We start from the raw sequence: 14,837 nt of genomic DNA, 5'->3' as shown, positions 1-14,837 counted from the left end.
CAGCGCGCAGAGTCAGCGGGCGGCCTGCGAGTCCATCCACTGCGCACAGGTGTCCAGCAGTGCACGGGCCGCGGCCGGCAGCCGGCGACCGCGGCGCACCATCAGCTCGGCGCGCACGGCCTGGAGGTGCTCGTCGGCGACCTCGAGCAGCACCACGTCGCTGGCGGGCGGGGCGGGAGTGAGGAACACCGGAGGCAGCAGCGACACCGCCTGCCCCTGGGCGACCGCGCCGATCAGCACCGCCTGGGAGTCGGTCTCCAGCACCACGTCGCCTTCGACGCCGTGGACTCTGGTGAACTCGTCATGCAGGGCGCGCAGGCCGAAGCCCGGCAGCATCACCGCGAACCTCTGCCCCGCGAGGTCCGCAGGGTGCAGCATCCCGCCTCCCGCGCACCGGCGGGCGAGCGGGTGGTCGGCGGCGCAGGCCAGGCCGAGCGGCTGGGGCAGGGCGCGCACAGTGGTGACTTCGGCGGATGGCGCGGGGTGCAGGGCGATCGCGACGTCGGCGGCGTCCGCGGTGAGCGCCTCGACCATCGAGTCCGTGCCTCCGGTCAGTACCTGCAGCGTGACCTCGGGGTGCGCGGCATGGAAGGGGCCGAGCACGCGGGTTCCGATGTCCTCGAGGAAACCGAGGCCGACGGCCAGGGACACCTCGCCGACCTCGGCGGTGCGGGCCCGGGCCATCTCCTCGGCGAAGCCCGCCTCGAGATCCTGGCGCTCCTGGGCATGGCGCACCACCACCTGGCCGAGCGTGGTGATCCGTGCCCCGGCGACGTCCCGCTCGAAGAGCACCCCGTCCAAGCGTCGCTCGACTGCCACGATCGTGCGCTGCACGGCCGACGGGGCCAGGCCCAGCCGGCGGGCGGCGCCGCGCAGCGATCCCGAGCGGGCCACCGCCAGGACGCAGCGCAGCTCGCGGTCATCGAGCACCGTGCCGGGCTCTGTCATCTCAGGCCGTCGTCATCTCAGGCCGTCGTGAGCGTCACCGGCTGGCCGGTGCGCACCGACTCCTGGGCGGCGGCGACCACCGCGACGGTGCGCAGCCCCACCTCACCGGTGGGATCCGCCGCCCGGCCCTCGCGCACCGCGCCCAGGAAGGCGTCGACCAGGAGGGCGTCGGTGTCCGTCCCGTAGGGAAGCCACTGCCCCGGGCCGCCCACGTGCTGGGCGAAGGCGTCGATCTGGAGCTGCCCGCCGGTGCCGAGGGCCTGCAGCCGCAGACCGCCCCAGGTGGGGGCGTCGGCCGGCTGGGACCAGGAGCAGTCGATGGTCGCGACCACACCCGAGTCGTAGGTGAGGGTGACCAGGCCGCCGGTCTCGGCGCCCTCCCCCGCCCGCTCGGCGTGCAGGATGCGATTGGTGACCGCGTGAACGGTCGCAGGCGGTCCGAAGATCGAGTCGAGGATCTCGGCCAGATGCACCGTGTGGTCCACCATCGCGCCGCCGCCGGCGAGCTCCACATCGGTGAACCAGTCGCGTGCCGAGGGCAGCTTGCCGTTATTGGTGCCGGTGAGTCCGATGACCTCGCCGAGGGTGCCGTCCGCCACCGCGGTGCGCAGCGCCTGGACCGCAGGGGCGAAGTGCACGGGGAAGGCGGTCATCAGCACCACCCCGGCGTCGCGGCATGCCGCGACCATTGCCTCGGCGTCGGGCACGTTCGTGGCCAGCGGCTTCTCGCACAGCACGTGCACTCCGCGGCGGGCGGCCTCGAGCACCAGGTCCTTGTGGTGGGCATTCGCACTCGTGACCACGATGGCATCGGGGCCCTGGGGCCAGGCGGCCCAGGCGTCCTCGAAGGACGGGACCACGCGCACCCCGCGCACATCGCCGTAGCCGTCGGGATCGGCGACCACCAGGTCCACCTCGGCGCGGGCCCTGAGCAGCGCTGCGTAGCTCACGGCGTGGGTGTGCGCGCAGCTCATCAGCGCGATCTTCAGCGGTGCGGGGGTGGTGGGCTCCGTGGGAGCGGCGGGGTCGGTGCGGCCAGCAGGATCAGTGGGGCGTGCGGTCAGCATGTGATGCTCCGTCCGGTGTGCAGGGATTCGAGGGCGGCGCGGGAGACCTCCACGGCGAGGGCTCCGTCGGCCGCATCCACCCGGGTGGGGGCGCCGGTGCTCAGCGCCGTCACGAACTCGACGATCTCGGCGGCGTAGGGGTCGGCCAGGACCGAGACGTCCGGGAGGAAGCCGTCACCGCTGGACTGACGGGCGGAGGCGACGGCATCGAAGGCGATCCCGGAGTCTCCGGCGCTGTCGTACTGCAGGCGGCCCGCGTCCCCGGCGAGATCGAAGGTGTAGCGGAAGGCGGTGCCGGCCGGACCCCAGAAGCCGCGGCAGTGGCTGAGCACGCCGGAGCGGTGGGTGAGGACCACATGGGCGGTGCGGACCGCGGCGTCGGAGGCGGCGATCGCCTGCTGGGCGTAGACCCGGTCGACGGGCCCGGCGATCCAGAGCGCCTGGTCGATGTCGTGGATCATCTGATCCATGACGATGCCGCCGGAGAGCTCCTCATCCGCGTACCAGGAGCGGTCCGGCAGGGAGCCGGTGCGCTCGAAGCGGAGCACGGCGAGGTTCCCCACGGCGCCGGTGTCGATCGCCCGCTTCGCCGCGGCGTACTGCGGGAAGAACCGCACCACATGCGCCGGGAAGAGGCGACGACCGGCCCTCTGCGCATGTACGACGAGGTCGTGCGCCTCGGCGGGGTCCAGGGCGAGCGGCTTCTCGCAGATCACGTCCTTGCCACCGTCCAGCGCCGCGCGCACGATCTCGGGGTGCGCCGGGGTGGGGGCGCAGACGTCCACGACGTCCACCGCGGCCAGCAGCTCCTCGAGGGTGCCGTGCACGGTGGCGCCGGACTCGGTGGCGAACTCCTGCGCTCCCGCGTCGCTGTAGCAGTGCAGGTCCACGCCGAGCGCGACCCAGCCCGGCAGGTGGGCGCGGGAGATCCCACCGGTGCCGACGACGCCGACGCGCAAGGGGCGCGGGGCTTCGGGCGGCACAGCGACTCCGGAATCAGCCTCGGGGTGCGGGGTGGTGGTCATGCGCGGGCGGTCCTTCCTCAGGGAGGGGTGTCGGCGCTGGGGTGAAGAGCACCGGACGGTGCGACCGCCGAGCGGTCGTCATGGCGTGCATCACCGCACGCTATCAGCGCAGACACATTATGTAACCCCTTTATGGAATATGGCCGGAGCTGGTCGAGCATCCCGGAGAAGGTCGATGCGGTTCAGACCCCGCGCGGGGCGGGAGGGGCGGCTCAGCCCAGCCGCACCTCCAGCACCGCACCGGCGCGCACCTGCTCCACGGGGACCGAGATCCCGGCTTCCCGGTAGCGGGCCGTGAGCGGCGTGCCGGTGATGGCTTGCCCCTCCACGGTCAGCTCTCGCACTCCGCAGCCGGTCTTCCCGCGGCGGAAGCGCACGGTGAGGAAGCCGCCGGCGTAGGGAATCTCCGCTTCGATGCCGTCCAGTGCGGAGGGCAGCACGGGGTCGATCTCCAGCCGCTCCCCGCGCCGGCGCACCCCCAACAGGTCCTCGACGATGATGCGCAGCAGCAGGCCCGGCCCAGAGGAGTAGACCCGCCAGCCGCCCTCGAAGCCCGTGGACTGCGCGAACAGGGCACCAGGATTCTCGGAAGCGGTGTATCGATCGGGGAAGACGGCGTCGGAGCTGGAGTAATAGCAGTTGGCCTGGCGCACCCTCGCGCCGCGCACCCGCTGGCCGAGTCCGATCGGGATCGCTTTCAGCAGCTCGGACCAGGCGAGATCCGGCTCGCCGAGGTGGGTGAGCGCCTCGATCCAGCGCAGGTGGGCGTGCATATACATCAGCCCCACCTCCCGGCCCCAGAAGGTCGCCGCCTCCGCGCGCTGGAAGATGTGCATCTCCCCACCGTGATAGCTGAGGGGCCGGTCGAAGAGGTACAGGCCGGTGGGCCCGGCGAGGTGATCGCGCAGCAGTGCGAGGTGATGACGGGCCTCGGCGGGGGTGAGCAGCTCGTCGGCCAGGGCGTGGATCATCTGCAGGGAGCCGTGGCGCACCCCGGTGGTGGTGTCGCTGGGGTGGACCAGGTGCTCAACCTGACCGCCGTCGAGGATCGCGTAGCCAGCCAGCTCGCCGTCGACCAGCAGGTGCTCCCGCAAGCCCTGCTCGGCGCCGGCGGCCAGAGCACGGCAGCGCCGCTCGAGCTCGGCGCCGCGGGCGTCGGCGTCCTCCACGAGGGCGTCCGCGAGCACGGTGAGGGCCTTGATCTCGAGCTCGGTGGTCCAGGTCGAGCACATGTGTTCGGCGAGCTCGGGGCGGGCCGGCTGCAGGGAGTCGTTCCAGTCGCCGTGCCCGTAGGCGGGCAGGCGCGGATCCTCGGTGCGGTGCCCTGCGATGTGGTCGAGGGCGCGGGAGAGGTGGTCCAGGACCGTGGTCGGCTCTCCCATCGCCTGCTCGCCCACCCAGGGGGCGGTCTCCTCGAGCATCCCGTGATCACCCGTCACGGCGAGGTACTGCCCGAGGGCCAGGAGCGGCCAATAGACGACGTCCCCGTGGGCGTCCCGCATCCCGGGCCCGGTGTATCCGGGCAGGTAGTCGAACCATTGAGGCCAGGTGCCGTCCTCCTGCTGGGCCGCCATCACGCTCAGCAGGGTGCGGCGCAGCACGGCCGGCTCATCGGTGGCCAGCAACAGGCCCACGGGACCCTGGCACACGTCGCGAGTGCCCCAGGCGCCACCGGAGTACTGCTCGAGCCCGCGCGGGGAGCGGAAGTGGATCGAGGCGTTCTGCGCGAGCCAGCCCAGCGTCTCGCCGACCGCCTCGGCCTCCTCCCCGCCACCGCGCAGGACAGGCAGGCGGGGTCGATAGGCGGCCGACGGGAGTGCGGCGGACGGTTCCGCTGCGGCGGCCGCGGTGCCAGGAGCACCCGCGCCGACAGGAGCATCGGAGACGACCGCACTGTGCAGCAGCCGCACCCGCGCGGCCTGAGAGACGTCGAGGCGGGCGGTGAGCAGTCCGGTGCCGTGCGCGCTGCCGTCCGAGAACAGGGCGGCATCGTCCCCGATCTCCACCGGACAGCCGTCTGCGGTGACCTGGAGCGCGAGCTCGGCGGACTCTGTGCCCACCACCAATAGCAGCTCCGCGGCCTGCCCGGGCTCGCCGCTGACCTCGATGTCCACCATGGCGCCCTGCCCGAGAAGCACCTCGGAGCTGATGCGCAGGGTGAGCGTCTCGGTGAGGTACAGCCACTGGGAGGAGGCGCCGTCGGTGAGCCAGAGGGAGGGCGTGGACAGCAGCGACCAGCCGCCGTCGGCCGTGCGCAGCAGCAAGCGCACGCCACCGCTGCGATCCAGGCCCAGATAGGAGCGGCGCACCGTGGTCAGGGCGCCCGTGGAGGCGTGGCCGAGGGTGAGCTGGGAGCAGAACACGCCGCGCATCCAGACCGTCGAGGCGACGGTATCCAGGTCTGCAGTGCCGCTGCCATGGACCTGCTGGATGTGGCCGTGCGGGCGCAGGACCAGGCGCTCCTTGGCAGCGGTGACGAGATGGCCACGGTCGGAGAAGGCGCTCAGCAGCCGTCCGTCCTCCTCGAGCAGCCGCAGCGGCCCGTCGGCGAACTCCTCGCACTGCGCATGATCAGCCTCCTGCACCGCGAGCGGCGGTGCGGCGGCGAGCAGGGACGTCGCGAGCGGAGAGGTGGCGGACTCGGAGGTGGCGGGCTGCGCAGCCGCAGCGGGCTCTGCGGCCGGTGCGGGCAGCGCAGCAGGCGCTGCCAGGGATGCCTCGATCCGCTCCTGCAGCTGCCGGATGAGCTTCGCGTCCTGGGGCCCGGTGGCCGCGGGATGATCGGCGAGCGCGAAGCCCCAGAAGCTGCCGCTCCACTCCTGGCCGGGGGCGAGCACCAGCGGGGCGGTGCGCAGCGCAACGAGGGTGTGCTCGTGCTGCAGGCGCTCCGAGGGCAGGTCGCGGGCGGGATCCAGGCCCTCCCCGGTGCGACGGTCCAGCAGCTGGAGGGCGTCGGTCCCCCATTCGGCGAGGGGGGTGCTGGCTCCCACGGCCGCCCAGGGTGCGGCGGGCCCGGGCATGTTCTGGCGCACGGCGAGGGCGAGCGAGGCCTCCCGGCCGCCGCCCTGCGGCAGCTGCACGGGGGTGAGGTCGAGGTACTGGGCGACGTACTGCTCGTTGCGGCGGATCGCCTCCCGCTCGGTGAGGGCGATGTCGAGGGTGTGCAGCAGGTCGAGCTCGAGGGGCGCGTCACCACCGTGACGCAGATGGACGCTCCAGGCCCAGGCCTCGCCGTCGGCCGCGACCTGGAGCCGGGTGCGGGCCTCGAGGTCGTCGTGGACGGTGAGGATGGTTCCGTCGGCCAGGCGGCTCCCGCCGCTGGTGGGACCGGTCAGCGGCCGCGAGCGGTACCCGTCCGCTCCCCGGAGGCGCAGGTGCACCGCGGCCGGTCCGGAGCCGGCCTCCGTGGCGGGATACTGCAGCAGGCTGAGCGGGCCGGCGTCGAGCCGGCGGGCGTCGCCAGAGCTGGTGGTCTCGGCGGCCACGGAGAGCAGCACCGGGTGGGTCTCTGCCGTCGTCTCAGTCGTCCTCACGGGAGCATCTCTCCTTCTCCGGGGGTGCCGCATCCGCAGGTCGCGCGATGCACGATCCGGGAGGGCAGGACGACGGGCTCCTCGAGCGGGGCCTCGCCATCGATCAGGGCGGCCAGCCGACGTGCGGCGAGCGCGCCGAGCTCCTGGACCGGCTGGGCGACGGTGGTCAGCCCCGGGCGCACGTAGCGGGCGGCGAGGACGTCGTCCCAGCCGGTCACCGCGATCAGCCCGGGGACGTCGACCCCGAGGTCCTGCAGCTCATGCATCAGGGCGAGCGCGAGCTCGTCATTGCCGCAGATCACGGCGTCGAGCTCGATCTCCTCCGCCACGATGCGGCGGGCGACGGCGAGCCCCTCGGCCTCCACCGAGTCGACCTCGAACACGGCGGCGGGCTCGAGCCCCGCCTCCTCGAGGGCCGCCTTGACACCGCGCAGGCGCGCGCCGACGTCGGAATGGGGTTCGGGACGGCCGACGAAGGCGATCCGGCGGTGCCCGGCCTCGAGCAGGTGGCGGGTCAGCTGCGCCGCGGTCTCGCGGTTCTCCGCGAACAGGGCGTCGCGGCCGGGGAGGCGGGAGCGGGCTGCGGTGAGCACGGGCCTGCGCCGGGCGATCTCGGCGATCAGCTCGTCGTCGGCGGCGCTGCGGGCCATGAAGGCGATGCCGTCGACGTTCCCGGCCAGGGTGCGCACGGCCTGATCGGGGGTGCTGCCGGCCCCGGCGAGAGAGATCACCACCGAGAGTCCGCGTTCGCTCGCGGCCATCTCGAAGGCCACCAGCAGCGCGGCGTAGTAGGGGCCCACGATGTCCGGGAGCACCAGGCCGAGGGCGTGGGTGCGGCGGCCGGCCAGAGCGCGGGCCGCGCCGTCGGGCAGGTAGTTCAGCGCACGCACCGCCTCGAGCACCGCCTCCCGGGTGAGGGGGGCGACCTTCGCACTGCCTGCGAGGGTGCGCGATACCGTGGCGGTCGAGACCCCGGCCCTCTGGGCGACGGCATAGATGGTGGCAGCCGGTGCGCTGTCCTGGCTCATGTCTGCTCTCCGTGGGGTCTCGAGGCCGGTGAGGCGGTCGGGGGAAGTCGTCGCATCCTCGCGACACCCCGAATGAAACCGCTTACACGCCGGGTCCCCCGAACTTACGGCACCGCTGCCATGCGTGCAAGGTCCCGGAGCCCAGCACCCGACGTTCGCCCCGCCGATCCTCGCCGGACCCTTGCCATCCCGGTGTGGAACCGCTTACATGGATGCTCTTGAACCGTCGGGCAGGGCTGCCCGCCCGGCTGATCCATCGGGCGGCGCTGCCCCGCTCGGCACGTCACCGCCCGGGCTCCCCCCGCCCGGCTGCCCCCTCCGAGAGCGGACCCCATGATCGACATCGCCCAGCGCCGGATCCTCATCGACGGCGAGCCCCGCCTGGTCATCGCCGGGGAGATCCACTACTTCCGCACCCCGCGCGAGCAGTGGGAGCATCGCCTCGACCAGCTCGCCGACGTCGGCTGCAACACCGTGGCCAGCTACATCCCCTGGCTCTGGCATGAGCTGCCGGACGGCACGATCGACCTCGTCGGCCGCTCCCGCCCCGAACGCGACCTGGCCGCCTTCCTCGACCTCTGCGCGGCCCGCGGACTCTGGTTCATCGCCCGTCCCGGCCCGTTCCAGATGGCGGAACTGAAGAACGAGGGCCTGCCCCACCGCCTCTACCGCGAGCATCCCGAGATCGTGCCGGTGGGCTGGGACGGATCCCCGGCCCCCACCTCGACCGTCGACTACCTCGCCCCCGCCTTCCTCGAGGAGGTCGAGGGCTGGTACGCGGCGGTGATGCCGCTGCTGGCGCAGCATCTCCCCTCCCGCGGCGGCCCCCTGATCGCGGTCCAGCTCGACAACGAGATCGGGATGCTGGCCTGGGTCACCAACTCCCCCGACCTCACCGTGCATCTGCTGGCCGAACTGCGCGGATGGATCCGGGAGCACCGCGCCGACGCCGCCGCGACCTACCCCGCCCTCGAGCACGACGAGGAGTGGGCCCGCGCCATCCGCTCCCCCGGCGAGGCCTGGGCCGGGCCCCTGCGGCACGATCTCACGCAGTTCATGCGGGACCGCTTCGCGCGCTACGTCGACGTGCTCGCGGCGAGCGCCGCCCGGCACGGCATCGAGGGCGTGCCGCTGCTGATCAACATCCATGGCTCCAGCGGAGGCAGCGGTGAGTCCTTCCCGATCGGCATCAGCCAGCTGGTGGAGACCTACAGCGGGCGCCCCGGATTCCTCTCCGGCTCGGACCACTACGTGGGCGACATGACGCTGGATACGACCACCGACATGTACGTGATCAACGCCTTGCAGCAGGCCGTCCACGACGATGACCAGCCGCTGACCTCACTCGAGTTCGAGGCCGGCTCCGGCGACTACGGGGACGGCCTGGAACGGATGAACGAGCCCTCGACGGCGGACCTCAAGAGCCGCTTGTTCGCGGCCCAGGGCAACCGGATGCTGAATTATTACCTGCTGGCCGGCGGCGTCAACCCGCTGCTGGATACGCCGGTGGGTGACGGCAATGACCGCCTCGCCTTCACCGGCCGACGTCACGGCTTCGCCGCCCCGATCGGCCCCGAGGGCCAGGAGTCCCCCACCTACGCCCCGCTGCGCGCCGGCGTGCACCAGCTGCTGCTGCACGAGCGGCACCTCGCCGACAGCGTCGAGGAGCACGATGACCTCGCCCTCGCCTTCGTCATCGACTCCTACGCCACCGAGTACGCCCATCCCGGCAGCGAGGCCATGGCCGCCGTGGTCGAGGACCTCCGCGCCCACCGCGGCGCCGGGCAGCGCAAGGCCCTGGCCCGCAGCGCCCTGCTGCGCGGCCACCGCTTCGATGCGGTCGACGTCCGTGAGATGCGGCCCCGGCCCGACGGCTCGGCCCGCACCGTCCTGATGCTCGCGAGCTCCGCGCACCTGGACCCGCAGGTGCAGAGGAACCTGGTGGCTCATCTCGAGGCGGGCGGCGGGCTGCTGATGCTCGGGGTGCTGCCCGAGAAGGACCTCGAGGGAGCGCCCTGCCGGATCCTCGCCGACGCCCTCGGGGCCCGGGCCGGGGAGCTGGTGCGCGAGGACCCCTCCTTCTTCCCCTCGGTCACCTGCGCCTCGGCCCCGGAGGTGTTCGGGGAGACCCGCGTGGGCTGGTGGCAGGAGCTCCACGCCCCCCGGTCGACGCCCGTGCTGAGCGCGCTGGATGGCACCGTGTGCGGGATCGAGACGCAGGTGGGGGCCGGGCGGGCGGTGCTGCTCGCTGCGGGGATCCCCTCCCACCTGGGCCTGTTCGGCCATCTGCTGGACCGGCTCGGTGCCCGCCGGGGCCTCGAGCTCACCAGCTCGGTGCCCGGCGTGTTCGCCACCTCCACCCGGGACCGCGAGGGCGGGCGTGCGCTGCACGTCCTGAACATCACCGGCTACCGGCCCGAGGTGCGCATCGTGCTGGACGGCGAGGAGCTGCTGCTGCGCCCCGCCCCGCACACCGGCTACCTGCTCGCCCGCGGCCTGGAGCTCGGCGGAGTGCGCATCCTGGAGGCGAACGCCGAGGTCACCGAGGCCGGTGACAGCGTGCTCGCCTTCGGCGCGCCGGCTGCGGACCGCCTGAGGGTGGTTCTCGAGTCGTCGACGCCCGTGCGGGCCGAGGGTCCAGCCGCCGAAGTTCGGCCGGAGGCGGAGGGGCGGACCGTGGTCACCGCCGACGGGCCTGTGCGGGTGCACCTCGGCTGAGTTCCCGCGCGCCGCCGACGGGGGCCGTTCCCGATCCCTGCGGAACGGCCCCCGGGCCGTTCAGGCCGGGTTCTCGATCAGGTGGAGCTGGGTGCAGTCGAGGTCGATGAGATAGCCCGTTCGCAGGTGCCACGGTCTCGGCCGGACCGGGTGCAGGCGCGGCCACCCGGTTTCCCGCTCCGGGACTCCCGCCTCCCTGATCTGTCGGTACAGCGCGTCGACATCGTCCACGCGCACACTGCACATGAACGAGCTCGACGCGGGCACGAGATCCGGGAACGGGAAGAATTCCAGCTGGAGTTCTCCGCGGCGAAGGATCAGCCAGGCCGGGTCCCGGAAGGCGAGTTCGAACCCGAAACCGCCGTAGAAGGCGATCGTGTCCTCGAACCGGCGGGAGGGCAGGTTCGGCACGGCGTGATCAGTCATCCCGCAACCGTCCTAGTCCTTGTACATGTCCGCGAAAGGGTTGGGGATGGCGTCCAGCAGCTGCCTGGTGTAGTCGTCCTGCGGAGAGCGGATGACGTCCAGGGCGGGGCCGTGCTCGACCACCCTGCCCTGGTTCAGCACGATCACATCGTCGGCCAGCATGCGGGCGCTGAGCAGGTCGTGGGTGATGTAGAGGATGCCCACGTCGGAGTCGGCGACCAGGCGCTGCAGCAGCTCGAGCACCTCGGCGCGGATCGACACGTCCAGGCTCGAGATCGGCTCGTCGGCGATGATCAGCTCCGGATCCGCGGCGAGCGCGCGAGCGATCACCACCCGTTGACGCTGGCCGCCGGAGAGCTCGAAGCCGTGGCGGCTGCGGTAGCGACGGGCCGGGGTCAGGGCGACCCGCTCCAGCAGCTCGTCGATCGCGGTCTCGAGCTCGGCCCGACCCATCGAGCGATAGTTCTTCAGCGGCCGGGACAGGATGTACTCGAGGGTCTTGTTGGGGTTCAGCGAGGAGTAAGGGTCCTGGAACACCATCTGCACGAGGCTGCGATAGGCCCGCAGCTTCCCGCCGCCGAGGCTGCCCACATCGATCTCCCCGTCCCGGGCGTGGAAGCGGATGCTGCCGGAGGTGGGTCGATCCACGCCCGTGATCAGGCGTGCAAGGGTGGATTTGCCGGAGCCTGACTGCCCCACCAGGGCTGTCACCATGCCGCGGCGCAGCTGGAAGCTGACGTCGTCGACCGCGAGGGTCTGGGTCTGCCGGAAGCCCTGGCGGGAGTGGAAGATCTTGGTCACGGAGTCGACCTCGAGGAAGACCTCGGCCGCGAAGGCCCGCTCCGTCTCCTCCGCCGACTTCTCGAAGGCGGGGCCGGCGAAGCGGACGGTCCGTGCCGGCAGGCCGGGCGTCTGGCGCTCCTCCCGCTGCAGGCGGGCCACATGACAGGCTGCGCGGGGCGGGCGCCAGGTCCCCTGGGAGTCGAAGCGAAGGGCGGTGACCGCCTCGTCCTTGCGCAGGGACGGCATCTCCAGCAGCTGAGGGGCGTCGGTGGTGCACAGATCGATCCGCTCAGGGCAGCGCGGAGCGAAGGGGCAGCCGACCAGCGGCTGGGACAGGTCCGGGGGCCGCCCCGGCACGTACGTGATCCGCACGGTCTCCTGGCGGGGATCGCCGTAGGAGCCGAGCAGGCCCTTGGTGTAGGGGTGGAGGGGCTCGCGCAGCAGGTCGTCGGTGTCGTGCTCCTCGACGATCCGGCCCGCGTACATCACCAGGATGCGGTCCGACAGGTCCATGACGGTGCCGATGTCATGGCTGATGAACAGCACCGCGAAGCCCTGCTCCTCCTGCAGCTTCCGCACCCCTTCGAGTATCGAGCGCTGCACGACCACGTCCAGGCCGGTGGTGGGCTCGTCCAGCAGCACGAACTTCGGGTCATTGACCAGGGCGAGCGCGAGGTTCACGCGCTGCTTCATGCCGCCGGAGAGCTCGTGGGGGTAAGCGCGGATGAAGCGGTGGTCGATCAGGACCAGATCGAACATCTCCTTGATCCGCTCGGTGACCTGGGCGCCGCGCCTCGGGGTGTGCAGCTCGATGGCGTCGCGGAACTGGTCCTCGACGCGCACCACCGGGTTCAGCGCATTCATCGAGGACTGGAAGACGGTGGAGAAGTCGCGCCAGCGGTACGGGCGCAGCGCCGCCTGGCTCATCTCGGTGATGTCCATGCCGTCGAAGCGGATGCTCCCGCCGGTGATCCGACCGGGTCGCTCGGTCAGGCGCAGGATCGCGGTGCCGAGGGTGGACTTCCCGGAGCCTGATTCGCCGATCAGGCCCACGAACTCGCCGGGCTGGATGTCGAAGGAGACTCCCTCGACGGCGTTCAGCGCCGGGTGGAGCCGCGGCTCGTAGCGCACCGTGAGGTCCCGGACCTCGAGGATCGGGGTGGCCTCCTCGGCCCCGTCGCGGGGAACGGCGCCACTGCGCGGGACTGCCTCTTCGTGGGGCGCTGCCTCGTGAGCGACCATCTCAGGCGTCCTCTCGCAGATGGGGGTTCGAGATCAGGTCGATCCCGAAGTTGATCAGAGTCAGCGCCATGATCAGGCCCGACAGGGCCAGACCGGGCACGATCAGCCACACCCAGAGGCCCTGGGCGAGCGCGCCCTGCAGCTGTGCCTGGTAGAGCATGGTCCCCCAGGACACCGACTCGGTGTTGCCGAGCCCGAGGAAGGACAGCCCTGCCTCGGCACCGATCGCACCGGTGGCCGCGCCGAAGAACCCGGCGGCGGTCAGGGACGTCATCTGCGGGAGGATCTCGCGGAAGATGATGGTGGGAGTGCGGTCCCCGGCGAACTTCGCGGCGGTGACGAAGTCCCGGTTTCGAAGGGTGATCATCAGGGAGCGCTTGGAGCGGGCGGCGCCGGCCCAGGAGATGATGCCGATGATGAGGATCGTGAACCAGATGCTGCGCACCTCGGAGTACGCCATCAGGGTGATGATCAGCGGCAGGGCGGGAACCACCAGGGCGACGTTGGTGATCAACGACAGCACGTCGTCCACCCAGGTGCCCTCGAGGTAGCCCGAGGTCAGGCCCACCAGCAGCCCCACCACGGTCGCGAAGAGGCCACCGAACAGCCCCACGATCAGGGACACGCGGGTGCCCCAGATCAGCTGGCTGAAGATGTCCGCGCCCTGGGTGGTGGTGCCGAACCAGTGCTCGGCGCTGGGCAGCAGCACCGGGGCGAAGGTGGTGTCGTTGCCGCGATAGGGAGCGATCAGCGGTGCGCACAGCGCCACCAGCAGGTACAGGCCCAGCAGCACGATGCCCATGCGCGCCTTCTTCGAGGCCCAGATGATCTGGAACCAGGAGGGGCCGTGATCGCGTCGGCCGGTCTCGGCCGTGTCGGCGGCGTCGACCGCCACGAGGGTTCCCGGGGCCCCGGGGAGGCCGGGAGTCCCGCCGGCGTCGAGCGCCGCCTGCTGCTCGAGCAGGGCCGGGTCGGCCACGGCGGAGGCCGGTCGCGCCTCGAGCGGGAGCTGCCCTTCCGAGCGGCCATCGGAGCTGTCCGGGGAGTGGTCCGGGGAGCGGTCGTCGTCGGCCATCATCAGCTCGCCTTCCGTGCGCGGGGGTCCAGGACGCCGTAGAGCATGTCCGCGACCAGGTTGGCGATCAGGGTGCCGACGATCGTGAACAGCAGCAGGGCCTGCAGCAGCGGGTAGTCCTTGTTGCTCGCGGCCTGCTGCATGAGGCGGCCCAGGCCCGGATAGTCGAAGGTGACCTCGATGAGGATCTGGCCACCGAGGATCCCGCCGAGCGCCATGGCGAGCCCGGTGATCGAGGGCAGCAGCGCATTGCGGGCGGCATAGCGCAGGGCGATCTGCTTGTCCGGCACGCCCTTGGCGCGGGCCAGGCGGATGTAGTCCTCGCCGAGGTTCAGGATCATGGTGTTGCGCATGCCCAGCACCCAGCCCACCGGGCCCAGCAGCATCAGCACGGTCGCCGGCAGGATCGAGTGCTGGACCGCCTCGAGCACGAACTCGGCGTTCAGGCCCGGGATCGCGGCCTCGTAACCGCCGGAGGTGGGGAACCAGCCCAGCACGAAGCCGAAGACGAACAGCAGCAGCAGGGCGACCCAGAAGGACTGCAGGGTGCCCACGAAGGTGGAGCCCAGGGTGACGATCGAGTCGAACCAGGAGTTGCGCCACCAGGCCGCGAAGGCACCGAGGACGGTGCCGAGCAGGAAGGAGAGCACCAGGGTGACCCCCACCAGGATCAGCGTCCACAGCAGCGCGCGGCCGATCACGTCGGTGACCTCGGCGGGGAAGTAGGTGTAGGAGTAGCCGAAGTCCCCTCGGGCCAGCTGGCCGAGATAGGCGATGTACTGCTCGAACAGGTTCCCGTCGGGCTGGCCGAGCATGATCCGCATCGCCTCGATGCGGGCCGGGTCGATCTCGCTGTCACGACCCGAGAGCTGCCTGATCATGAGCTCGGCGGGGTCGCCGGGCTGCAGCCGGGGGATGAGGAAGTTCAGCGTCACCGCGGCCCACAGGGTGAGCAGGAAGTATCCGATCCTTCGGGCGAAGTATCTCATCGC

10 protein-coding genes are annotated in these 14,837 nt (G+C 71.8%); 1 reads left to right on the top strand and 9 read right to left on the bottom strand.

The window, feature by feature from the left end:
• Positions 1 to 12 precede the first annotated feature (12 nt).
• The 5 genes from ACT3UF_RS06620 to ACT3UF_RS06600 form a co-directional block, all read right to left on the bottom strand.
• Positions 13 to 948 carry a LysR family transcriptional regulator gene (locus tag ACT3UF_RS06620; RefSeq protein WP_444502035.1) on the bottom strand — a complete coding sequence of 312 codons (936 nt, stop codon included), beginning with the start codon at positions 946 to 948 and terminating at the stop codon, positions 13 to 15.
• 17 nt (positions 949 to 965) lie between these two features.
• On the bottom strand, positions 966 to 2,015 hold the full coding sequence (locus ACT3UF_RS06615; RefSeq protein WP_444608182.1) for a Gfo/Idh/MocA family protein: 1,050 nt from the start codon (positions 2,013 to 2,015) through the stop codon (positions 966 to 968).
• The gene (locus tag ACT3UF_RS06610; RefSeq protein ID WP_444608181.1) at positions 2,009 to 3,040 is read right to left on the bottom strand and encodes a Gfo/Idh/MocA family protein; all 1,032 of its coding nucleotides are present in this window, start codon (positions 3,038 to 3,040) and stop codon (positions 2,009 to 2,011) included. The genes ACT3UF_RS06615 and ACT3UF_RS06610 overlap by 7 nt, the downstream gene beginning before the upstream one ends.
• A 212-nt stretch (positions 3,041 to 3,252) precedes the next feature.
• Positions 3,253 to 6,573: a GH36-type glycosyl hydrolase domain-containing protein gene (locus ACT3UF_RS06605; protein WP_444608180.1), complete on the bottom strand. Its 3,321-nt coding sequence runs from the start codon at positions 6,571 to 6,573 to the stop codon at positions 3,253 to 3,255.
• Entirely contained in the window at positions 6,570 to 7,601 is a 1,032-nt protein-coding gene (locus ACT3UF_RS06600; protein WP_444608179.1) for a LacI family DNA-binding transcriptional regulator, read from the bottom strand. The genes ACT3UF_RS06605 and ACT3UF_RS06600 overlap by 4 nt, the downstream gene beginning before the upstream one ends.
• A 333-nt stretch (positions 7,602 to 7,934) precedes the next feature.
• Here ACT3UF_RS06600 and ACT3UF_RS06595 point away from each other — a divergent pair, with 333 nt between their 5' ends.
• Positions 7,935 to 10,319 (top strand): beta-galactosidase, encoded by a 2,385-nt coding sequence (locus tag ACT3UF_RS06595; RefSeq protein WP_444608178.1) that lies wholly within the window; start codon positions 7,935 to 7,937, stop codon positions 10,317 to 10,319.
• A 60-nt stretch (positions 10,320 to 10,379) separates the two neighbouring features.
• Here ACT3UF_RS06595 and ACT3UF_RS06590 read toward each other — a convergent pair whose 3' ends face one another.
• Genes ACT3UF_RS06590 through ACT3UF_RS06575 form a run of 4 tightly spaced genes read right to left on the bottom strand, consistent with a single transcriptional unit; the run spans position 10,380 to position 14,834 of the window.
• Entirely contained in the window at positions 10,380 to 10,745 is a 366-nt protein-coding gene (locus ACT3UF_RS06590) for a bleomycin resistance protein (protein WP_444608177.1), read from the bottom strand.
• A 12-nt stretch (positions 10,746 to 10,757) separates the two neighbouring features.
• Positions 10,758 to 12,770, bottom strand: a complete 2,013-nt coding sequence (locus ACT3UF_RS06585) for an ABC transporter ATP-binding protein (RefSeq protein WP_444608176.1) — start codon at positions 12,768 to 12,770, stop codon at positions 10,758 to 10,760.
• Between the two features lies 1 nt (position 12,771).
• A complete protein-coding gene (locus tag ACT3UF_RS06580; protein WP_444592065.1) occupies positions 12,772 to 13,848 on the bottom strand; it encodes an ABC transporter permease in 1,077 nt (358 codons plus the stop codon).
• Positions 13,848 to 14,834, bottom strand: coding sequence for an ABC transporter permease (locus ACT3UF_RS06575; RefSeq protein ID WP_444592064.1), 987 nt, complete (start codon positions 14,832 to 14,834; stop codon positions 13,848 to 13,850). Before ACT3UF_RS06575 ends, ACT3UF_RS06580 begins: the two co-directional genes overlap by 1 nt.
• Between the last annotated feature and the right edge of the window lie 3 nt (positions 14,835 to 14,837).

The organism is Brachybacterium sp. AOP24-D1-21, from assembly GCF_052378665.1.
Taxonomy (GTDB): Bacteria; Actinomycetota; Actinomycetes; order Actinomycetales; family Dermabacteraceae; genus Brachybacterium.
This window is presented reverse-complemented; position numbering and strand designations above follow the sequence as displayed.